Source organism: Brucella haematophila (assembly GCF_005938105.1).
Classification (GTDB): domain Bacteria; phylum Pseudomonadota; class Alphaproteobacteria; order Rhizobiales; family Rhizobiaceae; genus Brucella; species Brucella haematophila.
The window spans coordinates 118,098-143,019 of record NZ_VCPE01000016.1; the positions used below are offsets into that span (position 1 = coordinate 118,098).

The window sequence follows — 24,922 nt, forward strand, 5'->3', positions numbered from 1 at the left end:
TGTGCTTCCTTACAGAACTTCCGGAGCCAGCGAGATGATCTTCATGTGGTTCTTTGCGCGAAGTTCGCGCGGAACCGGTCCGAAGATACGCGTGCCGATAGGCTCTTTCTTGTTATCGATGAGAACAGCTGCGTTGTTATCAAAACGAATTACGCTGCCGTCCGGACGACGGATGTCCTTGGCGGTGCGTACAACAACCGCCTTCATCACGTCACCCTTCTTGACGCGGCCGCGCGGAATAGCTTCCTTGATCGACACCACAATGATGTCGCCAACGGAAGCATAACGCCGCTTCGAGCCGCCCAGCACCTTGATGCACATGACACGACGTGCGCCGGAGTTATCCGCCACGTCGAGGTTTGTTTGCATCTGAATCATGACTGGCCGCCTTCTTTTCCTTCAGCTGGTTAAGGGCTCCTGCCCTACCTAAGCTGCGTGTTTGTAATTTAGCCCGCTGCTTCGTTCGTCAGAACGATCCAGCGTTTGTCCTTCGAGATCGGAGCCGATTCCTGAATGGAAACGGAATCACCAACCTTGAACTGGTTGTTTTCGTCATGCGCCTTGTACTTCTTCGACTGACGCACGGTCTTCTGGAGGAGCGGATGCGAATAGCGACGCTCAACCTTAACCACAACAGTCTTGTCGTTCTTATCGCTGACGACAACGCCCTGCAGAACGCGTTTAGGCATGATATTTTTTCCTTATGCCTTGCTTTCGGCCGCCTTCTGGCGGGCAATAGTCTTAATACGCGCGATGTCGCGGCGAACCTGCTTCACGCGCGCGGTCTTTTCGAGCTGGCCGGTAGCCTTCTGAAAGCGCAGATTGAACTGTTCTTTCTTCAGTGCGGCCAACTCATCGTTCATCTGATCGGTGCTTTTCGCCCGAACGTCTGCGGCTTTCATAGTTGCCTCTCCTTATTCAGCAATGCGCTGGATAAAGCGCGTCTTGATCGGCAACTTTGCTGCGCCGAGTCTGAGGGCTTCGCGTGCCACATCTTCGGGTACGCCGTCAAGCTCAAACATCACGCGACCTGGTGCCACACGGCATGCCCAGTAGTCAACCGAACCCTTACCTTTACCCATACGGACTTCGGTAGGCTTCGAAGTAACCGGCAGGTCAGGGAAGATGCGGATCCACACGCGACCGGCACGTTTCATGTGACGGGTGATCGCGCGGCGAGCCGCTTCGATCTGACGTGCGGTGACGCGTTCCGGCTCGAGAGCCTTCAGACCGAAAGCACCGAAATTCAGATCCGTGCCGCCTTTCGAGTTGCCGTGGATACGGCCCTTGAACTGCTTGCGGAACTTGGTGCGCTTAGGCTGCATCATTGTTCTCTACTCCAAATTTCTCGCCCGCGGCCCGCTTTTTAAGCGTTTTCGCGGCGGCGGTTCGACGAGGAACCCTGATTGTCACCCTCGACCGCACGACGTTCGGAAGCCATCGGATCGTGTTCAAGGATCTCGCCCTTGAAGACCCAGACCTTCACGCCGCAGATACCATAAGCGGTCTTCGCTTCTGCTGTGCCGTAGTCAATATCGGCGCGCAGAGTATGAAGCGGAACGCGACCTTCACGGTACCATTCCATGCGAGCGATTTCCGCGCCACCCAGACGACCCGAGCAGTTGATACGGATACCTTCGGCTCCAAGACGCATTGCCGACTGAACGGAACGCTTCATGGCGCGACGGAATGCCACACGGCGTTCGAGCTGCTGAGCGATCGACTGAGCGATCAGCGTAGCGTCGATTTCCGGCTTGCGAACTTCAACGATGTTGAGCGAAGTATCGGCATTGGTCATCTCGGAAAGCTTCTTGCGGAGCTTTTCGATGTCTGCACCCTTCTTGCCGATGATGATGCCCGGACGAGCCGAGTGAATCGTCACGCGGCACTTCTTGTGCGGACGCTCAATTACGATCTTCGAAATCGCAGCCTGCTTGAGTTCCTCGGTGAGGAACTCACGGATCTTGACATCTTCATGCAGCAGCTTGCCGTACTCACCGGTATTTGCGTACCAACGCGAATCCCAGGTGCGGTTGATGCCGAGACGAAGACCGATCGGATTAATCTTCTGACCCATTATGCGGCCTCCCCTTTTTCCGCGACTTCGCGGACAACAATGGTGAGATGCGAAAACGGCTTCTCGATGCGGCTTGCCTTACCACGTCCGCGGACATGGAAGCGCTTCATGACGATCGACTTACCGACATAGGCTTCGGCGACGATCAGAGCATCGACGTCGAGGTCGTGATTGTTTTCAGCGTTTGCAATCGCCGACTCAAGCGTCTTCTTAACCGTATCGGCGATCCGCTTGCGCGAGAACGTCAGATCGGCAAGTGCCGCATTCACTTTCTTGCCGCGAATCATGCTCGCGACAAGGTTAAGCTTCTGCGGGCTGACGCGGAGCGTACGGGCGACGGCTTTCGCCTCGTTATCCTTAAGCTGGCGGGGAGCCTTGGCCTTGCCCATCGTTACTTCCTCTTTGCCTTCTTGTCCGCGCCGTGACCGTAGTAGGTACGCGTGGGCGCGAATTCACCGAACTTGTGTCCGACCATTTCTTCCGAAATCGACACCGGCACATGCTTGTTGCCGTTGTAGACGCCGAAAGTCAGACCGACAAACTGCGGCAGAATGGTGGAGCGGCGGCTCCACATCTTGATAACTTCATTACGACCGCCTTCGCGTACCTTCTCAGCCTTCTTGAGAAGATAGCCGTCGACAAACGGACCTTTCCAAACTGAACGAGCCACTTCAGACTACCTCTCTTACTTCTTGCGCTGATGGCGCGAACGCATGATGAACTTGTCAGTCGCCTTGTTCGAGCGCGTCTTCTTGCCCTTCGTAGGCTTGCCCCACGGAGTAACAGGGTGACGACCACCCGAGGTACGACCTTCACCACCACCATGCGGGTGATCGACCGGGTTCATTGCAACACCGCGAACGTGCGGACGCTTGCCACGCCATACCGAACGACCGGCCTTGCCGTCGTTGATATTGCCGTGATCCGGGTTCGAAACTGCACCAACCGAAGCGAAGCAGGCGCCGGAAACCAGACGCTGTTCACCAGAGTTGAGGCGCAGGATCGCCATGCCCTGGTCGCGACCGACGAGCTGGGCGTAGGTGCCAGCCGAACGTGCGATCTGACCGCCCTTACCAGGCTTCAGTTCGACGTTGTGGACGATCGTGCCAACTGGCATCGAAGCGAGCGGCATTGCGTTGCCCGGCTTAACGTCAACGGAGTTACCAGCAACAACCTTGTCGCCAACAGCAAGACGCTGCGGAGCCAGGATGTATGCGAGTTCGCCGTCTTCGTAACGGATCAGCGCGATGAACGCGGTGCGGTTCGGATCGTATTCCAGGCGTTCGACGGTGCCGACGACGTCAAGCTTGCGACGCTTGAAGTCGATGAAGCGGTACGAACGCTTATGACCACCGCCCTGAAAGCGAACGGTGATACGACCGGTGTTGTTACGGCCACCCTTCTTGGACAGACCTTCGGTCAAAGACTTGACCGGCTTGCCCTTGTAGAGTTCCGAGCGATCCACGATGACCAGCTGACGCTGGCTCGGCGTGGTCGGATTAAAATGCTTGAGTGCCATTGTCTCTTACTCCATGGCCTCTCAGAGACCGGTCGAAACGTCGATGCTCTGGCCTTCGGCCAAAGTAACGATCGCTTTCTTGACGTCGCTCTGGCGCCCGATAATGCCGCGGAACCGCTTGACCTTACCTTTGCGCACTGCAGTGTTGACTGCGGTAACCTTGACGCCGAACAGCGCTTCGACTGCAGCCTTGATTTCCGGCTTCGTTGCCTTGCGGGCTACGTTGAAGACGACCTGGTTGTGTTCAGAAACCAGAGTAGACTTCTCGGTGATAACCGGGCTGACGATCACGTCGTAATGGCGAAGATCAGTCATTTGAAACGCTCCTCGAGGGCTTCGACAGCCGCCTTGGAAAGCACGAGCTTGCCACGGCGAAGAATGTCGTAAACATTGATGCCCTGCACTGGCAGAACGTCGATGTTCGGGATGTTCGAAGCCGCACGCTGGAAGTTCACGTCGATCTCTGCACCACCGATGAGGAGTGCATTTTCCAGACCGAGCTTGGCGAACTGAGAAACAAGCTGCTTCGTCTTGGCTTCGGTAGCCGCCAGATCATCGATGATGATCAGGTCGGATGCCTTTGCCTTGGCGGAAAGAGCATGACGCAGGCCAAGAGCGCGAACCTTCTTCGGCAGGTCGTGTTCATGACTACGGACAACTGGTCCGTGAGCCTGACCACCACCGCGGAACTGCGGAGCGCGAGCCGAATGGTGACGAGCGCGACCCGTACCCTTCTGCTTGTACATCTTCGCGCCGGTGCGGCTTACGTCGCCACGGCCCTGAGCCTGATGGGAGCCCTGCTGGCGGCGAGCCAGCTGCCAGCGCACAACGCGCTGAAGAATGTCGTCACGCGGGTCGAGGCCGAAGATATCTTCGTTCAGCTTGACCTTGCCGGCATCCTTGCCTTCAAGAGTTGTAATCGTGAGATCCATTATTCGGCTCCCTCAGTCGCGGCGACTTCAGCCTTGGCGGCACCTGCACGCAGAGCGGCCGGCTTCGGCGCGCTTTCTGGCAGCGAGACCTTGACTGCGTCGCGGACGATGATCCAGGCGCCCTTGGAGCCCGGAACCGCGCCGCGGACCAGAATGAGGCCACGATCAGTGTCCGTCGAGACAACTTCAATATTCTGCGTGGTCACGCGGGTCTGGCCCATATGACCAGCCATCTTCTTGCCCTTGAACACCTTACCCGGGTCCTGACGCTGACCGGTCGAGCCGTGAGCGCGGTGGGTAACGGAGTTACCGTGGGAGGCACGATGACCAGCAAAATTGTGACGCTTCATAACACCGGCAAAACCTTTACCGATCGAAGTACCCGTCACGTCGACCTTCTGGCCGGCGACGAAGTGTTCGGCGGTGATTTCCGCGCCGACTTCGAGGAGGTTGTCCGGAGAAACGCGGAATTCCGCAAGCTTCGCCTTGGGCTCGACCTCGGCCTTCGCGAAATGACCGCGCATAGCCTTGGACGTGTTCTTTACCTTGGCGATACCAACGCCAAGCTGAACAGCCGTGTAACCATTCTTTTCAACTGTACGCTGAGCTACCACGTGGCAATTCTCCATGCGGAGAACCGTCACCGGCACATGCTCGCCGGCGTCGTTATAGACGCGGGTCATGCCCAGCTTCTGTGCAATAACACCTGAACGCATCGGGTTCGTTCCTTCCGTCCTCAAGCCGATTAAAGCTTGATCTCGACATCGACACCGGCGGACAGATCGAGCTTCATCAGCGCGTCAACAGTCTGCGGGGTCGGGTCAACGATATCGAGAAGACGCTTGTGCGTGCGCATCTCGAACTGCTCGCGGCTCTTCTTGTCGATGTGCGGCGACCGGTTAACTGTGAACTTTTCGATCCGCGTAGGAAGCGGGATCGGTCCGCGCACATTTGCACCGGTACGCTTGGCAGTCGACACGATTTCCCGCGTCGAAGCGTCAAGGATCCGATGATCAAACGCCTTAAGGCGAATGCGGATGTTTTGACCGTTCATTTCATCTGTTCCTTGTTACGCGGAGCGTCTCCGGAGAGACGCTCCTGCACAAACCTTAATTACTCGATGATCGAAGCGACGATGCCTGCACCGACGGTGCGGCCACCTTCACGGATAGCGAAGCGGAGCTTCTCTTCCATGGCGATCGGGACGATCAGCGTGACGTCAACGGTGACGTTGTCGCCTGGCATAACCATTTCCGTGCCTTCCGGCAGGGTCACAACACCGGTCACGTCAGTCGTACGGAAGTAGAACTGCGGGCGGTAGTTGGTGAAGAACGGCGTATGACGGCCACCTTCGTCCTTGGTCAGAATGTAAGCTTCTGCCTTGAACTTGGTGTGCGGCTTAACCGAACCCGGCTTGCAGAGAACCTGACCGCGCTCAACGTCTTCACGGCCGATACCACGAACCAGTGCGCCGATGTTGTCGCCAGCCTGGCCCTGATCGAGCAGCTTGCGGAACATTTCAACGCCGGTAACCGTTGTCTTGCCGGTGGCCTTGATGCCGACGATTTCAACTTCTTCGCCAACCTTGACGATACCGCGCTCAACGCGACCCGTCACAACCGTACCGCGACCCGAGATCGAGAACACGTCTTCGATCGGCATCAGGAACGGCTGGTCGATCGGACGTTCCGGGGTCGGAATGTAGCTGTCGACTGCGTCCATCAGGTTGCGAATGGCGTCTTCGCCGAGTTCCTTCGAGGAATCTTCGAGAGCTGCCAGAGCCGAACCCTTGACGATCGGAACTTCGTCGCCCGGGAAGTCGTACTTCGAGAGAAGTTCGCGAACTTCCAGTTCAACCAGTTCGAGCAGTTCTGCGTCGTCAACCTGATCGCACTTGTTCAGGAACACAACGATTGCCGGAACGCCAACCTGACGAGCGAGCAGGATGTGCTCACGGGTCTGCGGCATCGGGCCGTCAGCAGCCGAAACAACCAGGATCGCGCCGTCCATCTGTGCAGCGCCGGTGATCATGTTCTTCACATAGTCAGCGTGGCCTGGGCAATCGACGTGGGCGTAGTGACGAGCTGCGGTTTCGTACTCAACGTGAGCCGTCGAGATCGTGATACCGCGGGCGCGTTCTTCCGGTGCAGCGTCGATCTGGTCATACGCCTTGAATTCACCGAAAAACTTCGTGATTGCCGCAGTCAGCGAGGTCTTGCCATGGTCAACGTGACCGATGGTGCCGATGTTAACGTGGGGCTTCGTACGTTCAAACTTACTCTTTGCCATTTGAGCTCTCCGTAAATTTAGCCTGCTCAGGCATTCTTTTGATTGGGAGCGTAACCTAGACGGTTACGCAAACTTCTTTTGGATTTCCTGTGCGACCGCCGTCGGAACCGGCTCATAATGGTCGAACTGCATCGTGTACTGTGCACGGCCCTGGGACATCGAACGCAGCGAGTTCACGTAGCCAAACATGTTGGCGAGCGGAACGTTTGCATTGACGACCGTGGCGATGCCGCGGGCTTCGGTGCCGGAAATCTGACCGCGACGCGAGTTCAGATCGCCGATAACGTCACCAACGTAATCTTCCGGCGTAACAACCTCGACCTTCATGATCGGCTCGAGGAGCTGGGCGCCAGCCTTCTGCGCACCTTCACGGAACGCTGCACGGGACGCGATTTCGAAGGCGAGAACAGACGAGTCAACGTCATGATATGCGCCGTCGATCAGGGTGGCCTTCACGCCGAGCATCGGGAAGCCGGCGAGCGGACCCGCACCCATGACGCTTTCGATACCCTTCTGGACACCCGGAATGTATTCCTTCGGAACCGAGCCGCCGACGATCTTCGATTCGAAGATGAAATCGTCGCCATCATGCGGTTCGAAGATGATCTTCACGCGAGCGAACTGACCCGAACCACCCGACTGCTTCTTGTGGGTGTAATCGATTTCAGCCTGACGGGTGATCGATTCACGGTAAGCAACCTGCGGAGCACCGACGTTAGCTTCAACCTTGAATTCGCGCTTCATGCGATCGACGAGAATGTCGAGGTGAAGTTCGCCCATGCCGGCGATGATGGTCTGACCGGATTCTTCATCCGACTTGACGCGGAACGAAGGATCTTCAGCAGCCAGACGATTGAGCGCGATGCCCATCTTTTCCTGGTCGGCCTTGGTCTTCGGCTCGATCGCGATTTCGATAACCGGATCCGGGAATTCCATGCGTTCAAGGATAACCGGCTTCAGCGGATCGCAGAGCGTATCGCCAGTGGTGGTTTCCTTGAGGCCAGCCAGAGCAACGATGTCGCCTGCGAAGGCTTCTTCGATGTCTTCACGGCTGTTCGAGTGCATCTGCAGCATACGGCCGATGCGCTCACGCTTGCCCTTGACGGTGTTTTCGAGCGAGATGCCCTTGGTCAGCTTGCCCGAGTAAATACGAGCGAAGGTCAGCGAACCAACGAACGGATCGTTCATGATCTTGAATGCGAGCATCGAAAGCGGTGCTTCATCCGAAGATTCACGGGTGGTTTCCGTTTCGGTCTTGACGTCGATGCCCTTAATTGCAGGAACATCGGTCGGAGCCGGCAGGAATTCCACAACTGCGTCGAGAAGCGGCTGAATGCCACGGTTCTTGAACGCCGTACCGCAAAGTACCGGATGGAACTTAACGTCGATGGTGCCACGGCGGATCAGTGCACGGAGCTGTTCGTTCGTCGGCATGGTGCCTTCGAGGTAAGCTTCCATTGCAGCTTCGTCGATTTCCACGGCCAGCTCGATGAGCTTTTCGCGGTATTCTTCAGCCTGGTCCTTGAGGTCTGCAGGGATTTCGCCAACTTCGGCGGCAGCGCCGATGGAGCCGTCCCAGGTCAGGGCCTTCATTTCGATCAGATCGATAACGCCAGTGAATTCGTTTTCAGCGCCGATCGGCAGCTGAACCGGAAGTGCAATAGCGCCAAGACGCGAGCCAACCATTTCTACGCAACGGAAGAAATCAGCACCGATCTTGTCCATCTTGTTGACGAAGACCATACGCGGGACGTGGTACTTTTCAGCCTGACGCCACACGGTTTCCGTCTGAGGCTCAACGCCAGCGTTGGCGTCGAGCAGCGCGATTGCGCCGTCGAGAACACGGAGCGAACGCTCGACTTCAATCGTGAAGTCGACGTGGCCCGGAGTGTCGATGATGTTGAAGCGGCGCTTCTTGCCATCCTGACCCTGCCAGAACGTGGTCGTGGCAGCGGAAGTGATGGTGATACCGCGTTCCTGTTCCTGCTCCATCCAGTCCATGGTCGACGCACCATCGTGGGTTTCGCCGATTTTATGGTTCTTACCGGTGTAGAACAGGATGCGCTCGGTCATCGTCGTCTTACCGGCGTCGATGTGAGCCATGATACCGAAATTGCGGTAGTCTTCGATTTTGTATTCGCGGGCCATGATAGTCGCTCTTTGAATAGGTTTCGACGATTACCAGCGGTAATGCGAGAAGGCGCGGTTGGCTTCAGCCATGCGGTGCGTGTCTTCACGCTTCTTCACAGCAGAACCACGGTTGTTAGCAGCGTCAAGCAGCTCACCGGAAAGACGATCGATCATTGTCGTCTCGTTACGGCCACGAGCTGCATTGATGAGCCAACGGATGGCAAGTGCCTGGCGGCGTTCTGGACGCACATCAACCGGAACCTGATAGGTTGCACCACCAACGCGGCGCGAACGGACTTCGATGTGCGGAGCTACGTTGTCGAGCGCCTGATGGAACAGCGCGACCGGCTCGGACTTTGCCTTGGCTTCGATTGAATCGAGCGCACCGTAAACGATGCTTTCAGCAACCGACTTCTTGCCATGCAGCATGACTGCATTCATGAACTTCGTGATAACGAGATCGCCGAACTTTGGATCCGGATTGATCTCACGCTTCTCAGCTTTATGACGTCTAGACATTTCGTCTTTTCTTTCAATTACATCGGGCTCAGCTCACCTTACGGCAGCCGGTATCCCCGGAAAATCTTATTTCGGACGCTTTGCACCGTACTTCGAACGGCGCTGCTTGCGGTTCTTGACACCCTGGGTATCGAGAACGCCGCGGATGATGTGGTAACGCACACCCGGCAAGTCCTTTACGCGACCGCCGCGGATCATGACGACCGAGTGCTCCTGCAGGTTATGCCCTTCACCAGGGATATAACCGATAACTTCGAAGCCGTTCGTCAGACGAACCTTAGCAACCTTACGGAGAGCCGAGTTCGGCTTCTTCGGGGTCGTCGTGTACACGCGGGTGCAAACGCCGCGCTTCTGAGGGTTTGCCTGCAGTGCAGGAACCTTATTGCGCTTTACCGGCGCAATGCGCGGCTTGCGGATAAGCTGGTTTACGGTTGGCATACAACCTTCCTCTATAAAAAATCTCGTATCCACGCCCATACGGGCCGTTTCACCGCCATGCTGATGCACAAATTCGGGACAAGTCACGACAACCGGTGACCACCCCGAACAAAAGCAGAGGAAGCTGACGCTTCATGCGAACGGCAAGTTGCATTTCGATCGTAAAACGAACCCTGTTTGAGACGAACTTCAGGACGCGTCGTCCCGAACAAGCCAGTCTCACATCGGCTCAGATGGGCTGCTGATACGTCTTTCGCGACGTTTCGTCAAGGGAGCAGAGCCAAGTTTCTTAGCCAATGGGCAGGAAACCGGCGTTTCGGCCTTAGCCGGACAGGTTATTGCGCTGTGATCAGCGTGAAATCGCACTTATTTCGCGATCAAAACCGTCATTTTCACTTAGGCGCATAGCGTTGACGCCCCGGAGCCGTTATTGAAACACATCCGAGTCGAAACGCAACCCAATATTAAGAGATTCTCAATGTCTTCCACTACCGCATCCACCGGCGACGATTCGCCAACTGTCCACCTGGTCATCGCAGACGTCTGGAACGAAGGTGAAGAATCCCCCGTCGAAGTCCATCTGCTCATGAAGGCTGACGAAGACGAAGATCTGGTTCAGACCGTTCTAGGCATTCTCGCCGAAGAAGGTTATCATGAAGCTGAACTTCTCGAGATGGGCACCCTCACCGAAGAGCCTGCCGAAGAGCCGCACAAAAGTGCATGGGCAACCGCTCTGAGCGGCGAAGTCGCGCTGATCGAATTCGACGGCGACGACGAAGAAGAAGAGTAAGCTTTAGCCTATCATCGCTTAGAAGAATGAGGCGCATTCCGGAAATCGGATGCGCCTTTTTCTTTTGTTTTTGCAACCGCCTGCCCCACCAACCAAAGACAAACAAAAAGGCCGCCTCGAAGGGCGGCCTTTTTCAGTTTCGTATCTACCGATTACTCGGCAGCGTTGTTGGTCATGTCCACCAGCATCGCATTGGCTTCCAAAGAACCGGAAGACTTGCGGCGCTCGTCGATGATCAGTTCGTCGCGAGCCGTCGCGATGCGACGGATCTGGTTGGTCATGCCGCCAGTACCAGCCGGGATGAGACGGCCGACGATGACGTTTTCCTTGAGACCCTGCAGCGTGTCCATCTTGCCGGCGACCGCAGCTTCGGTAAGCACGCGGGTCGTTTCCTGGAACGACGCAGCCGAGATGAACGACGGAGTCTGCAACGAAGCCTTGGTGATACCGAGGAGGACAGGATTGCCGGAACCCGGCTTCTTGCCTTCTTCGACCAGACGTTCGTTGATCTCGTCGAGTTCGATACGATCCACGTGATCGCCGGTGATGTAACCGGTATCGCCGGAATCGGTGATCTCGACCTTCTGCAGCATCTGACGGACAATCACTTCGATGTGCTTGTCGTTGATCAAAACGCCCTGCAAACGATAGACTTCCTGGATTTCGTTCACGAGGTACGAAGCCAGAGCTTCGACGCCCTTGATGGCCAGAATGTCATGCGGTGCCGGGTTGCCGTCGAGGATGTACTCACCCTTTTCGATGACGTCGCCGTCCTGAAGATGGAACGGCTTGCCCTTCGGAATGAGGTACTCGACCGGCTCGACCGTTTCGTCGTTCGGCTCGATGATGATGCGACGCTTGTTCTTGTAGTCGCGACCGAAACGAACGGTACCATCGATCTCTGCGATGACGGCATGGTCCTTCGGACGACGTGCTTCGAACAGTTCGGCAACGCGCGGCAGACCACCGGTGATGTCCTTGGTCTTGGCGCTTTCCATCGGAAGACGGGCGATAACGTCACCAGCCTTTACATGGCTGCCCGGCTCGACCGAAAGGATCGATTCAACCGAGAGCATGAAGCGGGCATCGCCACCCTTCGACAGCTTGAGGATCTTGCCAGCCTTGTCCTTGATGACCATGGCAGGCTTGAGATCCGAACCGCGAGGGGTCGAACGCCAGTCGATAACGACGCGCTTGGTGATACCGGTCGACTCGTCAGCCGATTCCGAAACCGAGAGACCATCGACGAGATCTTCGAACTCAACGTAGCCTTCAACTTCGGTCATGATCGGACGGGTGTACGGATCCCACTCGGCAATACGCTGACCGCGCTTGACCGTGTCGGCCTCGTCAACGAACAGACGCGAACCGTAGGTCACACGATGGACCGCACGTTCCTTGCCCGTGTTGTCGAGGATCAGGACAGCCATGTTACGGCCCATCACCACGAGGTTGCCATCGGAGTTGCGAACCACATTGCGGTTACGCAGCTTGACGGTACCTTCATACGAAGCTTCCAGATAGGACGAGTCGACAACCTGTGCCGTGCCGCCCAAGTGGAAGGTACGCATTGTGAGCTGGGTGCCCGGCTCACCGATCGACTGAGCAGCGATAACGCCGACAGCTTCACCCTGGTTGACCGGAGTACCGCGTGCGAGGTCGCGACCATAGCACTTGGCGCAAACGCCGTTGCGGGTTTCGCAGGTCAGTGCCGAACGAATGCGGATCGACTGGATCGCCGCCTTCTCGATGATCTCGACGTCCTTTTCCTCGATCATGCGGCCGGCTTCGACGATGACTTCGCCGGTGGTCGGATGCAGGATCGGATCCAGAGCCGTACGGCCCAGAACGCGCTGACCAATCGAAGCCACGATCTGACCGGCATCGACGATCGGCTGCATGGTGAGACCGATTTCGGCGCCGCAATCGACTTCCGAAATGATCGCATCCTGTGCAACGTCAACGAGACGACGGGTCAGGTAGCCCGAGTTAGCGGTCTTCAAGGCGGTGTCTGCCAGACCCTTACGGGCACCGTGGGTCGAGTTGAAGTACTCGTTAACGGTCAGGCCTTCCTTGAAGTTCGAGATGATCGGCGTTTCGATGATTTCACCCGACGGCTTGGCCATCAGGCCGCGCATACCGCCAAGCTGACGCATCTGGTTGACCGAACCACGGGCACCCGAATGCGACATCATGTAGACCGAGTTCATCTGCTTCTGGCGACCGGTCACCGGATCGAATTCGACGGCCTTGAGGCGCGCCATCATCTCTTCGGTGATCTTGTCGGTTGCCTTACCCCAGGCGTCGACGACCTTGTTGTACTTTTCGCCCTGAGTGATCAGGCCGTCATTGTACTGCTGTTCGTATTCGGTCGTAAGCGCTTCGGTGTCCGCAACGATCTTCGCCTTGGTGTCCGGAATGACCATGTCATCCTTACCAAACGAGATACCCGCACGGCAGGCATGGGCAAAGCCGAGCTGCATGATGCGATCGCAGAAGATAACCGTCTCTTTCTGACCGCAATGGCGGTAGACGTGATCGATCATCTTGGAGATGTTCTTCTTGGTCATCTCCTGATTGCAGATGTCGAACGGCACCATGGCGTTCTTCGGCAGCAGTTCACCCGTGATCATGCGGCCAGGCGTCGTGTCGTAAATCTTCGACACAGGCTTGCCTTCGGCATCGACCGTCTTGAAACGGCCCTTGATCTTGGTATGCAGCGTGACGGTCTTGGTTTCCAGCGCGTGCTGAAGTTCGCCCATATCGGCAAACATCATGCCCTCGCCCGGCTCCTTGTCTGCCACGATGGACAGATAATAGAGGCCAAGAACCATGTCCTGCGAAGGAACGATGATCGGCGCGCCGTTTGCCGGGTGCAGGATGTTGTTGGTCGACATCATCAGCACGCGCGCTTCAAGCTGGGCTTCAAGCGACAGCGGGACGTGAACAGCCATCTGGTCACCGTCGAAGTCGGCGTTGAATGCCGTACAAACGAGCGGATGCAGCTGAATTGCCTTGCCTTCGATCAGAGTGGGTTCGAAGGCCTGGATGCCAAGACGGTGCAGCGTCGGAGCGCGGTTCAGAAGAACCGGATGCTCGCGGATCACTTCGTCAAGGATATCCCAGACTTCCGGACGTTCTTTTTCAACCAGCTTCTTCGCCTGCTTGACGGTGGACGAATAGCCCTTGGCGTCAAGGCGAGCGTAGATGAACGGCTTGAACAGTTCGAGCGCCATCTTCTTCGGCAGACCGCACTGGTGCAGCTTCAGTTCCGGACCGGTCACGATAACCGAACGGCCAGAATAGTCGACGCGCTTGCCGAGCAGGTTCTGACGGAAGCGGCCCTGCTTGCCCTTGAGCATGTCGGACAGCGACTTCAGCGGACGCTTGTTGGCGCCGGTGATCACGCGGCCACGACGGCCGTTGTCGAACAGCGCGTCCACAGCTTCCTGCAGCATGCGCTTTTCGTTACGGATGATGATGCCCGGTGCGCGCAGTTCGATCAGACGCTTCAGACGGTTGTTACGGTTGATGACGCGGCGATACAGATCATTCAGATCCGAGGTCGCGAAACGACCGCCGTCCAGCGGCACGAGCGGACGCAGATCCGGCGGAATGACCGGAACGATCTTCATGATCATCCATTCCGGGCGGTTTCCCGACTCCAGGAAGTTTTCGACGATCTTCAGACGCTTCATCAGCTTCTTCTGCTTCAGGTCCGAGGTGGTCTCGGCCAGATCGACGCGCAGATCGGCGGCAATCTTTTCGAGTTCCATCGAAGCCAAAAGCTCGTAGATAGCTTCTGCACCAATAAGAGCCGTAAACTGATCTTCGCCGAATTCATCGACGGCGATCATATATTCCTCTTCCGAAAGAAGCTGATGCTCCTTCAGTGAGGTCAGGCCCGGTTCGGTCACGATGTAGTTTTCGAAATACAGGACGCGCTCGATATCCTTGAGCGTCATGTCCAGCAGCGTGCCGATACGGCTCGGCAGCGACTTCAAAAACCAGATGTGAGCAACCGGAGCTGCGAGTTCGATATGGCCCATACGCTCGCGACGAACGCGCGAGAGCGTGACTTCCACACCGCACTTTTCGCAGATGATGCCTTTGTATTTCATACGCTTGTACTTACCGCACAAGCATTCATAGTCCTTGATCGGGCCGAAGATGCGCGCGCAGAAGAGACCATCGCGTTCTGGCTTGAACGTGCGGTAGTTGATAGTCTCCGGCTTCTTGATCTCGCCGTATGACCAGGACAGAATCTTCTCAGGGCTGGCGATCGAGATTCTGATGGAATCGAACGTTTGCGCCGGAGCCTGAGGATTGAAAAGATTCATGACCTCTTGGTTCATGCCGTTCTCCTTAAGGGCGATCCGCCGCCCTGTGTGTCGTCGATGACAGGCTGAAAATCCCTGCCATCCGGAAAAGAAATCGCGGTACTACTCAGTTTTGAACTGGCTTGCCGTAGGTCTCGTTCCCTCTTGCGGCAAATAAATCCGCCTTCACTGGAAACGAGTATACGGGCGCGCCACGGCAAGACCATGGCGCGCCTCGATTTTTTACTCTGCAGCGTCCGGCAGGGCCGGCTGTTCAGCATCGCGCGTGTCGTCGAGTTCGACATTGAGGCCGAGCGAGCGCATTTCCTTGACGAGAACGTTGAAGCTCTCTGGAATGCCCGCTTCGAAAGTGTCGTCTCCGCGCACGATGGCTTCGTAGACCTTGGTACGGCCTGCCACGTCGTCCGACTTGACCGTAAGCATTTCCTGCAGCGTGTAAGCTGCACCGTATGCTTCCAGTGCCCAGACCTCCATTTCGCCGAAGCGCTGACCACCGAACTGGGCCTTGCCGCCCAGAGGCTGCTGCGTAACGAGCGAGTAAGGTCCGATCGAACGGGCGTGGATCTTGTCGTCGACCAGGTGGTGGAGCTTCAACATGTAGATGTAGCCCATGGTCACCTGACGGTCGAACGGCTCACCCGTACGTCCATCATACAGCGTCGACTGACCCGAGGTCGCAAGACCGGCATCCGTCAGCATCGCATTGATGTCGGCTTCGACGGCACCGTCGAAGACCGGCGTTGCGATGGACACGCCGCGCTTCACCTGATTGGCCAGCATGACAACGGAATCGTCGTCATAAGACCGGATCGGCTCATTGCGGTCGTTGTCCGGATAGATGTGCTCCAGCGTATCGCGCAGCGGCTCAATATTGGCCGTCTTGCGGTAAACGTCGAGAAGCTCACCGATCTTCTTGCCCATGCCAGCGCATGCCCAGCCGAGGTGGGTTTCCAGAATCTGGCCCACATTCATACGGCTCGGAACGCCAAGCGGGTTCAACACGATGTCGGCATGCGTACCGTCTTCGAGGAACGGCATGTCCTCGACCGGCAGAATGCGCGAAACCACACCCTTGTTACCGTGACGGCCAGCCATCTTGTCGCCTGGCTGGATCTTGCGCTTCACAGCGACAAAGACCTTGACCATCTTCATGACGCCTGGAGGCATCTCGTCGCCGCGCTGTACCTTTTCGACCTTGTCCATGAAGCGTGCTTCGAGCAGCTTCTTGGATTCGTCGTACTGGCCACGCAGAGCTTCCAATTCACCCTGAAGCTTTTCGTCTTCAACGGCAAACTGCCACCACTGCGAACGCGGATACTCGGTCATGAGTTCGCGGCTGATCGTCGTGCCCTTCTTGAAGCCCTTCGGGCCGGCAGCGGCAACCTTGCCATCGATCATGTCGGCGAGACGGCCATAGACGTTGCGGTCCAGGATAGCCTGTTCGTCGTCACGGTCCTTGGCGAGACGCTCGATTTCCTCGCGCTCGATAGCCATGGCGCGTTCGTCCTTTTCAACGCCGTGGCGATTGAAAACGCGAACTTCCACAACCGTACCGTAGGTTCCGGGCGGCATACGCATGGAGGTGTCACGAACGTCGGACGCCTTTTCACCGAAGATGGCGCGCAGAAGCTTTTCTTCCGGCGTCATCGGGCTTTCGCCCTTCGGGGTGATCTTGCCGACAAGAATGTCGCCAGGATGCACTTCAGCACCGATGTAGACGATACCTGCTTCGTCGAGGTTCTTCAGCGCTTCTTCCGATACGTTCGGAATATCGCGGGTGATTTCCTCAGGTCCAAGCTTGGTGTCGCGGGCAGCAACTTCGAATTCCTCGATGTGGATCGAGGTGAACACGTCGTCCGAAACGATCTTTTCCGAGAGAAGGATCGAATCTTCGTAGTTGTAGCCGTTCCACGGCATGAACGCGACGAGCACGTTGCGGCCGAGAGCCAGATCGCCGAGATCGGTCGACGGACCGTCAGCAATGATGTCGCCCTTACCAATCGGATCGCCGACGCGAACGAGTGGACGCTGGTTGATACAGGTCGACTGGTTCGAACGCTGGAACTTCTGCAGACGATAGATATCGACGCCCGACTTGGACGGATCGAGATCTTCCGTAGCGCGGATAACGATACGGGTCGCATCGACCTGATCGACAATACCGCCACGACGCGCCGCAATTGCTGCACCGGAGTCGCGAGCCACAATCGGTTCCATACCCGTACCGACGAACGGCGCTTCAGCGCGAACGAGCGGCACAGCCTGACGCTGCATGTTCGAGCCCATGAGAGCGCGGTTGGCGTCGTCGTTTTCAAGGAACGGAATGAGCGCTGCTGCAACCGAAACGAGCTGCTTCGGCGAAACGTCCATCAGGTCCACGTTTTCACGCGGCGCCATCATCACTTCACCGGCATGACGGCAGATGACGAACTCGTCAACAAAACCGCCCTGTGCGTCCAGCTCAACGTTTGCCTGGGCAACCGAGTGCTTGGCTTCTTCCATGGCCGACAGATAGACAACGTCGTTCGTTACCTTGCCGTCGATCACCTTACGGTACGGGCTTTCGATGAAGCCGTACTTGTTGACGCGGGCAAAAGTTGCAAGCGAGTTGATCAGACCGATATTCGGGCCTTCCGGCGTTTCAATCGGGCAGATACGGCCATAGTGGGTCGGATGCACGTCGCGGACTTCGAAGCCAGCGCGCTCACGGGTCAAACCGCCCGGTCCAAGAGCCGAAAGACGGCGCTTGTGGGTGATTTCCGAAAGCGGGTTGGTCTGATCCATGAACTGCGACAGCTGCGACGAACCGAAGAATTCACGAACGGCAGCCGCTGCGGGCTTCGCGTTGATGAGATCCTGCGGCATGACCGTGTCGATTTCGATCGAGGACATACGTTCCTTGATCGCGCGCTCCATGCGGAGCAGACCGACGCGGTACTGATTTTCCATCAGTTCGCCGACCGAACGCACGCGGCGATTGCCGAGATTGTCGATATCGTCGATTTCGCCACGACCATCACGCAGTTCCACGAGCATCTTGACCACGGCCAAAATGTCTTCCTTGCGCAGCACGCGCACGGTGTCTTCCGCGTCGAGGTCCAGACGCATGTTCATCTTGACGCGACCGACGGCCGAAAGGTCGTAACGCTCTGCATCGAAGAACAGCGAGTTGAACATCGCTTCGGCGGAATCCATCGTAGGCGGTTCGCCAGGACGCATCACGCGATAGATGTCGAACAGCGCATCCTGACGGCTTTCGTTCTTATCGACAGCCAGCGTGTTACGGATGTAACCGCCAATGTTGATATGATCGATGTCCAGAACGTTGATTTCGGTTTCACCGGTGTCGAGCAGCGTCTTGAGGACCTTCTCGTCGATTTCGTCACCGGCTTCGAGATAGATCTCGCCGGTTGCGTAATTGACGACATCTTCCGCCAGATAAGCGCCGAACAGGTCGTCTTCGGTAGCCTTGATGGCTTTCAGACCCTTTTCAGCAAGCTGCTTGGCCGAACGGGCCGTGAGCTTCTTACCGGCTTCCAGAACAACTTCGCCCGTATCCGCGTCGATGAGATCGGAAATGATCTTCATGCCCTTGAAGCGGTCAGCAGAATACGGAATGCGCCAGTTGTCGCCGTCACGCGAATAGGTGACGGTCTTGTAGAAGGTCGACAGAATTTCTTCGCCGTCCATGCCGAGCGCCATGAGCAGCGTCGTTGCCGGCAGCTTGCGGCGACGGTCGATACGCGCATAGACGATGTCCTTGGAATCGAACTCAATGTCGAGCCAGGAACCGCGGTAAGGAATGACGCGAGCAGCGAACAGGAGCTTGCCCGAAGAATGGGTTTTGCCCTTGTCGTGATCGAAGAAGACGCCCGGCGAACGGTGCATCTGCGAAACGATCACGCGCTCCGTGCCGTTGACGATGAAGGTGCCGTTATCGGTCATGAGCGGCATATCGCCCATGTACACGTCCTGCTCCTTGATGTCCTTGATGGACTTCGCGCCGGTATCTTCGTCAATATCAAATACGATAAGACGCAGCGTCACCTTGAGCGGCGCGGAATAGGTCAGGTCGCGCTGACGGCATTCGTCAACGTCGAACTTCGGTGGATCGAATTCGTAACGGACGAATTCGAGCATGGAAGCGCCGGAGAAATCCTGGATAGGGAAAACAGACTTGAAAACCGCCTGCAAACCCTCGTCAGGACGCCCGCCGGATGGTTCTTCAACCATTAGGAACTGGTCGTAAGATGCCTTCTGAACCTCGATAAGGTTCGGCATCTCGGCGACCTCTGGGATCTTGCCGAAAAATTTGCGTACGCGCTTGCGACCATTGAATGAATGGGTCTGAGCCATCGTCGCTCCTCGTTCTATAGCCTTGCGGCTTGCTCACGCCTTGCGGCCTTTATCATGCGCCGCCTTGCGGCGGTCCTTCGAGCGTATGGTTTTTCAAGTTGATGAGACCTGAAACGGACCATGCGCAATCTCGTCGTATCAAAGCAACTTTCGCACTGATTCGTGCGCAGGGTGCTCTCTGCATCGGCCCAAAAATCGAAGTCGATTTTTGGAAAGCACGATGCATGGATGCTAGCTATTAGAGCGACCTTTACGCGTCGTAAACGACGCGTGGCGCTCTAATGGGCTAAAACCCATTTCCTGAAAGCCGCTCTGGCGTTCAGAAAAAGGGTTTCCACTTAGTCGATCCACCGTCTTACGGGCGGAACTGGCGGATGGAAAACCATCCGCCAGAATAGTCCGAACTTACTTGAGTTCGACCTTGGCGCCAGCAGCTTCGAGCTGTGCCTTGATCTTCTCAGCTTCGTCCTTCGAAGCGGCTTCCTTGACAGCCTTAGGAGCGCCTTCGACGAGGTCCTTGGCTTCCTTGAGGCCGAGACCGGTGATTGCGCGCACTTCCTTGATCACGTTGATCTTGTTAGCGCCGCCATCGACGAGAACGACGTCGAATTCGGTCTTTTCTTCAGCAGCAGCGGCCGGAGCAGCGCCACCAGCAGCAGCAACTGCTACAGGAGCAGCAGCCGAAACGCCCCACTTCTCTTCGAGAAGCTTCGAAAGCTCAGCAGCTTCGAGAACGGTCAGTGCCGACAGGTCGTCAACGATCTTTGCGAGATCAGCCATTTTGGTATTTCCTTAGTTTCAAGGTTTGAACAATTGACAGCGAAAAACGGCCTTACGCCGCCTCGTTCTTCCGGGCGTGCGCGCCAATAACGCGAGCGATCTGGCCCGCTGGTGCGCTGGTAAGTACTGCGAGACGCTGAGCCGGGGTCTGGATCATTCCAACCAGCTTTGCGCGCAGTTCGTCGAGCGATGGGAGCGAAGCAAGCGACTTGACGCCATCGGCGTTAAGCGTCGTTGCACCCATTGCACCGCCGAGGATAACGAGCTTGTCGTTAGCCTTGGCGAATTCGACGGCTACTTTCGGAGCAGCAATCGGGTCGTTTGCATAAGCAACAACCGTCTGACCTGTAAACAGATCAGAAATGCCTTCCGATTCCGTGCCCTGAAGAGCGATCTTGGCAAGGCGGTTTTTCGCGACTTTAACGGACCCACCTGCATCACGCATCTTCGAGCGAAGATCGCTCATCTGCGCAACGGTGAGACCGGTATAGTGGGCCACGACGACCGAACCGGACTCTTTAAAAGCGCCGTTCAGCCACGAGACAAATTCGCGTTTTTCCGCTCTATCCACTGTCTCTCTCCAGTAGACAGGACCACATGGCCCTGCCGGGTTGCCTTTGCCGGACGAACTTCACAGTCAGCCCGACGTTCGAGGATCCTGTCCCCTTCAGCTATCCTGGAAACCAGGCATCACTCAAAGGCAACTACGGTTCAAACCTTGCATGCGTTCACACGCGAAACAGGGTTATTCCACGTCTCATGCAGGCTATGTTTTAAGGAAAATCACCCGAAGATGATCAACCGCCTGCAATCTCGGACAGGATAACCGGACTTTCGTCCGGCTATCCGGATCATACGATCCGGAATTCTTGCACTTCGACCGCTTTCGCGATGCCGGCGTGCCGCCGATGCGCCCTCCCCTTAAAGAGAAAGGCATAGGCTCCGGCGAACCGGAGCCCAGATAGATTAAGCGACGACCTTGACGGTTGCCGGATCGACCTTGACGCCAACGCCCATGGTCGAGGAAAGCGAAACGCGCTTGACGTATTCGCCCTTGGCAGCCGACGGCTTTGCCTTGATGACGGCGTCAGCGAAAGCCTTGATGTTTTCTTCGAGCTTCTGCGAGTCGAACGAAACCTTGCCGATACCGGCATGGATGATACCAGCCTTCTCGACGCGGAATTCTACTGCACCGCCCTTGGAAGCAGCAACAGCAGCAGCAACGTCGGTGGTGACGGTGCCAACCTTCGGGTTCGGCATCATGCCACGCGGGCCGAGAACCTTACCGAGACGACCGACGAGCGGCATCATGTCCGGGGTTGCAATGCAGCGATCGAACTCGATCTTGCCGCCATTGACGATTTCGAACAGTTCTTCCGCACCGACGATGTCGGCGCCAGCCTTCTTGGCTTCTTCAGCCTTGTCGCCACGTGCGAAAACAGCAACGCGAACCGTACGGCCGGTGCCGTTCGGCAGGTTGACAACGCCGCGAACCATCTGGTCAGCGTGACGCGGGTCAACACCGAGGTTCATCGCGATTTCGATGGTTTCATCGAACTTGGCGATTGCACGTTCCTTGACGAGGCCGATAGCAGCCGACAGATCGTACAGCTTGTTACGATCAACGCCTTCGCGGATCTTGTTAATGCGCTTGGAAATCTTCGCCATCGTCTCAGCCCACCACTTCCAGGCCCATCGAACGGGCAGAACCTTCGATCATGCGCATTGCTGCTTCAATGTCAGCGGCGTTCAGATCTTTCATCTTCGCTTCAGCGATCGTGCGAACCTTGTCGCGGGAGATCGTGCCGGCGCTTGCCTTGCCCGGGGTCTTCGAACCGGACTTGAGGTTAGCGGCCTTCTTGAGGAAGTAGGTCACCGGAGGCGTCTTCATCACAAAAGTGAAAGACTTGTCCTGGTAATAGGTGATCACGACTGGAATCGGCGAACCCTTTTCCATTTCCTGCGAGGCAGCGTTGAACGCCTTGCAGAATTCCATGATGTTGATGCCGCGCTGACCCAGAGCCGGGCCGATTGGAGGCGAAGGGTTGGCCGCACCGGCTGCTACCTGCAGCTTGAGCTGGCCTGCAATTTTCTTAGCCATTACTTTCTGCCTTTTTTACAATGCCGGAAAACCGGCTTCTCGATTGACGCCGGGAAACCCGGCTTTCGACTGACGCCAATCAGACAAATGTCAGACTGACGGGCAGTTCGGTGGTGCGGAGATCGACGACCGGCTAAGTCGCCTTCCCTTCCACCACTTCCACTCCGGTTGGATTATTGATCCCGCTTATGCCCTCAGGCTCAATTCAGGATCTCGCTCCGGAGTGAAATGCCCTTTCGGGCAAACGATCAGAGCTTATCGACCTGACCGTATTCCAGATCCACAGGCGTCGCGCGCCCGAAGATGGAAACCTCGACCTTGAGACGCGCGCGCTCTTCGTCGACTTCCTGAACGATGCCGTTGAACGATGCGAACGGACCGTCGGAAACGCGAACCTGCTCACCGATTTCGAAGGAGACCGAGGTCTTCGGACGATCAACACCATCCTGAACCTGGTTCAGAATCTGATCGACTTCCTTCTGGGAAACCGGAACCGGCTTGGAGTCACCGAGGAAACCGGTGACGCGCGGCGTATTCTTGATCAGCGAAAAGACGGCATCGGTCAGCGTGGCATGCACGAGCACGTAACCCGGAAAGAACTTGCGCTCAGCATCAACCTTGCGGCCGCGGCGCACTTCAACGATCTTTTCGGTCGGCACAACGATCTGTTCAATCAGATTGGACAGACCCTTCTGTGCAGCCTTGGCTTCGATGTCCTCAGCCACCTTCTTTTCGAAATTTGAATAGGCGTGAACGATGTACCAGCGCGCCGTCATCTAAAAACTCCCCAATCCTGACTTATCGACCAAGGCCGAGAATAAATTCTACGCCATAGGCCATAAGCTGGTCGGCAAGGAAAAAGAACGCAGCAGCCAGAAACGCCATAATCACCACCATAATGGTGGAGATAATCGTTTCACGCCGGGTCGGCCAGGTTACCTTCGCCGTTTCGGCGCGGACCTGCTGAAGAAAGGTGATCGGATTCGTTTTGGATGCCATCTGCCGCTCTGTCATTGATCGAGCGCGACCTCCAAACTTTGAGCAGCTAATCGTTTCAATCAGCGAATCAGAAGCCGGAACCCACGCGTATACGGCGCGCAAAGCTGAATTATCAGCCCCACGCACCGCGTGTCTGTTGACGTTACATAGAATCGATTCCCACAAAACACAAGCCCAAAGGTTAAAAGAATACCATACAGGCTTGTCGGAAACCCGACCCTTGCACACACCGCTCTGTCACACCATTCAATCGTGTGACTGCGGCCTTCCCTGCCCGGCCAACAAACCGGCAGGAAATTATCGTTCTCCGACAATGCCATAGACCGCTAAAAAAAGCGCTCAATATGAGCAATGTCGAAAAAGTTAAGGCAGCGTAAAACGCCGCCTGACTTTCCTTTATATAGAAAACGGGCGCATGCAGTCAAGCCGCATACACCCGTTTCAAAAATGGCAGGGGCAGCAGGGCTCGAACCCGCGACCTACGGTTTTGGAGACCGTCGCTCTACCAACTGAGCTATACCCCTATATGACGCTGGGCGCCATAATGACCGGCGGCGAACCGCCGATCAAATGATAATTCTTTACTCGATGATCGAAGCGACGATGCCTGCACCGACGGTGCGGCCACCTTCACGGATAGCGAAGCGGAGCTTCTCTTCCATGGCGATCGGGACGATCAGCGTAACGTCAACGGTGACGTTGTCGCCTGGCATAACCATTTCCGTGCCTTCCGGCAGGGTCACAACACCGGTCACGTCAGTCGTACGGAAGTAGAACTGCGGGCGGTAGTTGGTGAAGAACGGCGTATGACGGCCACCTTCGTCCTTGGTCAGAATGTAAGCTTCTGCCTTGAACTTGGTGTGCGGCTTAACCGAACCCGGCTTGCAGAGAACCTGACCGCGTTCAACGTCTTCACGGCCGATACCACGAACCAGTGCGCCGATGTTGTCGCCAGCCTGGCCCTGATCGAGCAGCTTGCGGAACATTTCAACGCCGGTAACCGTCGTCTTGCCGGTCGCCTTGATGCCGACGATTTCAACTTCTTCGCCAACCTTGACGATACCGCGCTCAACGCGACCCGTCACAACCGTACCGCGACCCGAGATCGAGAACACGTCTTCGATCGGCATCAGGAACGGCTGGTCGATCGGACGTTCCGGGGTCGGAATGTAGCTGTCGACTGCGTCCATCAGGTTGCGAATGGCGTCTTCGCCGAGTTCCTTCGAGGAATCTTCGAGAGCTGCCAGTGCCGAACCCTTGACGATCGGAACTTCGTCGCCCGGGAAGTCGTACTTCGAGAGAAGTTCGCGAACTTCCAGTTCAACCAGTTCGAGCAGTTCTGCGTCGTCAACCTGATCGCACTTGTTCAGGAACACGACGATTGCCGGAACGCCAACCTGACGAGCAAGCAGGATGTGCTCACGGGTCTGCGGCATCGGGCCGTCAGCTGCCGAAACAACCAGGATCGCGCCGTCCATCTGTGCAGCGCCGGTGATCATGTTCTTCACATAGTCAGCGTGGCCTGGGCAATCGACGTGGGCGTAGTGACGAGCTGCGGTTTCGTACTCAACGTGAGCCGTCGAGATCGTGATACCGCGGGCGCGTTCTTCCGGTGCAGCGTCGATCTGGTCATACGCCTTGAATTCACCGAA

Annotated in this window: 26 protein-coding genes and 1 tRNA gene; 1 reads left to right on the forward strand and 26 read right to left on the reverse strand. The window is 56.7% G+C overall.

All coding sequences use genetic code 11. From position 1 onward, the window contains the following. Positions 1 to 9: 9 nt before the first annotated feature. The 16 genes from rplN to rpsL all read right to left on the reverse strand — a co-directional run bounded on the left by rplN (position 10) and on the right by rpsL (position 9,904). Positions 10 to 378, reverse strand: coding sequence for a 50S ribosomal protein L14 (gene rplN, locus FGI60_RS21060; RefSeq protein WP_004683923.1), 369 nt, complete (start codon positions 376 to 378; stop codon positions 10 to 12). Between the two features lie 68 nt (positions 379 to 446). After that, positions 447 to 689, reverse strand: coding sequence for a 30S ribosomal protein S17 (gene rpsQ / locus FGI60_RS21065; protein ID WP_078340777.1), 243 nt, complete (start codon positions 687 to 689; stop codon positions 447 to 449). 12 nt (positions 690 to 701) lie between these two features. Further along, on the reverse strand, positions 702 to 902 hold the full coding sequence (gene rpmC / locus FGI60_RS21070; RefSeq protein WP_078340776.1) for a 50S ribosomal protein L29: 201 nt from the start codon (positions 900 to 902) through the stop codon (positions 702 to 704). A gap of 12 nt (positions 903 to 914) precedes the next feature. Continuing rightward, positions 915 to 1,328, reverse strand: a complete 414-nt coding sequence (gene rplP / locus FGI60_RS21075; protein ID WP_002964355.1) for a 50S ribosomal protein L16 — start codon at positions 1,326 to 1,328, stop codon at positions 915 to 917. A 38-nt stretch (positions 1,329 to 1,366) separates the two neighbouring features. Continuing rightward, the gene (gene rpsC, locus FGI60_RS21080) at positions 1,367 to 2,077 is read right to left on the reverse strand and encodes a 30S ribosomal protein S3 (RefSeq protein ID WP_078340775.1); all 711 of its coding nucleotides are present in this window, start codon (positions 2,075 to 2,077) and stop codon (positions 1,367 to 1,369) included. After that, a complete protein-coding gene (gene rplV, locus FGI60_RS21085) occupies positions 2,077 to 2,466 on the reverse strand; it encodes a 50S ribosomal protein L22 (protein ID WP_078340774.1) in 390 nt (129 codons plus the stop codon). The genes rpsC and rplV overlap by 1 nt, the downstream gene beginning before the upstream one ends. Positions 2,467 to 2,468: 2 nt before the next feature. After that, positions 2,469 to 2,747: a 30S ribosomal protein S19 gene (gene rpsS / locus FGI60_RS21090; RefSeq protein ID WP_070997411.1), complete on the reverse strand. Its 279-nt coding sequence runs from the start codon at positions 2,745 to 2,747 to the stop codon at positions 2,469 to 2,471. Positions 2,748 to 2,762: 15 nt separating this feature from the next. Further along, entirely contained in the window at positions 2,763 to 3,596 is an 834-nt protein-coding gene (rplB, locus tag FGI60_RS21095; protein WP_113533596.1) for a 50S ribosomal protein L2, read from the reverse strand. 21 nt (positions 3,597 to 3,617) lie between these two features. Then, positions 3,618 to 3,911 (reverse strand): 50S ribosomal protein L23, encoded by a 294-nt coding sequence (locus FGI60_RS21100; RefSeq protein WP_078340773.1) that lies wholly within the window; start codon positions 3,909 to 3,911, stop codon positions 3,618 to 3,620. Next, complete coding sequence (gene rplD, locus FGI60_RS21105; protein ID WP_138786855.1) at positions 3,908 to 4,528, reverse strand: 50S ribosomal protein L4; 621 nt, start codon at positions 4,526 to 4,528, stop codon at positions 3,908 to 3,910. Before rplD ends, FGI60_RS21100 begins: the two co-directional genes overlap by 4 nt. Beyond that, complete coding sequence (gene rplC / locus FGI60_RS21110; protein WP_078340771.1) at positions 4,528 to 5,244, reverse strand: 50S ribosomal protein L3; 717 nt, start codon at positions 5,242 to 5,244, stop codon at positions 4,528 to 4,530. Before rplC ends, rplD begins: the two co-directional genes overlap by 1 nt. Positions 5,245 to 5,273: 29 nt before the next feature. Then, entirely contained in the window at positions 5,274 to 5,582 is a 309-nt protein-coding gene (gene rpsJ / locus FGI60_RS21115; RefSeq protein ID WP_002964363.1) for a 30S ribosomal protein S10, read from the reverse strand. Between the two features lie 59 nt (positions 5,583 to 5,641). Beyond that, positions 5,642 to 6,817: an elongation factor Tu gene (tuf, locus tag FGI60_RS21120; RefSeq protein ID WP_138786856.1), complete on the reverse strand. Its 1,176-nt coding sequence runs from the start codon at positions 6,815 to 6,817 to the stop codon at positions 5,642 to 5,644. Positions 6,818 to 6,880: 63 nt separating this feature from the next. Continuing rightward, on the reverse strand, positions 6,881 to 8,965 hold the full coding sequence (fusA, locus tag FGI60_RS21125) for an elongation factor G (protein WP_078341268.1): 2,085 nt from the start codon (positions 8,963 to 8,965) through the stop codon (positions 6,881 to 6,883). Between the two features lie 30 nt (positions 8,966 to 8,995). Then, positions 8,996 to 9,466 carry a 30S ribosomal protein S7 gene (rpsG, locus tag FGI60_RS21130; protein ID WP_109369231.1) on the reverse strand — a complete coding sequence of 157 codons (471 nt, stop codon included), beginning with the start codon at positions 9,464 to 9,466 and terminating at the stop codon, positions 8,996 to 8,998. Between the two features lie 66 nt (positions 9,467 to 9,532). Then, entirely contained in the window at positions 9,533 to 9,904 is a 372-nt protein-coding gene (gene rpsL, locus FGI60_RS21135) for a 30S ribosomal protein S12 (RefSeq protein WP_006471111.1), read from the reverse strand. Positions 9,905 to 10,382: 478 nt separating this feature from the next. On the opposite strand from rpsL, the gene FGI60_RS21140 reads away from it, so the two are divergent. After that, positions 10,383 to 10,694 (forward strand): hypothetical protein, encoded by a 312-nt coding sequence (locus tag FGI60_RS21140; protein WP_138786857.1) that lies wholly within the window; start codon positions 10,383 to 10,385, stop codon positions 10,692 to 10,694. 152 nt (positions 10,695 to 10,846) lie between these two features. Here FGI60_RS21140 and rpoC read toward each other — a convergent pair whose 3' ends face one another. The 10 genes from rpoC to tuf (FGI60_RS21195) form a co-directional block, all read right to left on the reverse strand. After that, positions 10,847 to 15,049, reverse strand: a complete 4,203-nt coding sequence (rpoC, locus tag FGI60_RS21145; RefSeq protein WP_138786858.1) for a DNA-directed RNA polymerase subunit beta' — start codon at positions 15,047 to 15,049, stop codon at positions 10,847 to 10,849. Positions 15,050 to 15,256: 207 nt separating this feature from the next. Then, positions 15,257 to 19,390 (reverse strand): DNA-directed RNA polymerase subunit beta, encoded by a 4,134-nt coding sequence (gene rpoB / locus FGI60_RS21155; RefSeq protein ID WP_138786859.1) that lies wholly within the window; start codon positions 19,388 to 19,390, stop codon positions 15,257 to 15,259. 405 nt (positions 19,391 to 19,795) lie between these two features. Next, positions 19,796 to 20,170: a 50S ribosomal protein L7/L12 gene (gene rplL / locus FGI60_RS21160; RefSeq protein WP_061346151.1), complete on the reverse strand. Its 375-nt coding sequence runs from the start codon at positions 20,168 to 20,170 to the stop codon at positions 19,796 to 19,798. A gap of 52 nt (positions 20,171 to 20,222) precedes the next feature. Continuing rightward, the gene (rplJ, locus tag FGI60_RS21165) at positions 20,223 to 20,741 is read right to left on the reverse strand and encodes a 50S ribosomal protein L10 (protein ID WP_010659905.1); all 519 of its coding nucleotides are present in this window, start codon (positions 20,739 to 20,741) and stop codon (positions 20,223 to 20,225) included. Positions 20,742 to 21,136: 395 nt separating this feature from the next. After that, positions 21,137 to 21,838: a 50S ribosomal protein L1 gene (gene rplA / locus FGI60_RS21170; protein ID WP_078341274.1), complete on the reverse strand. Its 702-nt coding sequence runs from the start codon at positions 21,836 to 21,838 to the stop codon at positions 21,137 to 21,139. Between the two features lie 4 nt (positions 21,839 to 21,842). After that, entirely contained in the window at positions 21,843 to 22,271 is a 429-nt protein-coding gene (gene rplK / locus FGI60_RS21175; protein WP_010659903.1) for a 50S ribosomal protein L11, read from the reverse strand. Positions 22,272 to 22,519: 248 nt separating this feature from the next. Beyond that, positions 22,520 to 23,047 carry a transcription termination/antitermination protein NusG gene (nusG, locus tag FGI60_RS21180; protein WP_078341275.1) on the reverse strand — a complete coding sequence of 176 codons (528 nt, stop codon included), beginning with the start codon at positions 23,045 to 23,047 and terminating at the stop codon, positions 22,520 to 22,522. Positions 23,048 to 23,069: 22 nt separating this feature from the next. Continuing rightward, the gene (gene secE, locus FGI60_RS21185) at positions 23,070 to 23,270 is read right to left on the reverse strand and encodes a preprotein translocase subunit SecE (protein ID WP_078341276.1); all 201 of its coding nucleotides are present in this window, start codon (positions 23,268 to 23,270) and stop codon (positions 23,070 to 23,072) included. A 448-nt stretch (positions 23,271 to 23,718) separates the two neighbouring features. Then, positions 23,719 to 23,794 (reverse strand) — tRNA-Trp (locus FGI60_RS21190). A 57-nt stretch (positions 23,795 to 23,851) separates the two neighbouring features. Then, positions 23,852 to 24,922: elongation factor Tu (gene tuf, locus FGI60_RS21195; protein WP_138786860.1), on the reverse strand; the 1,071-nt coding region annotated here is incomplete at its 5' end.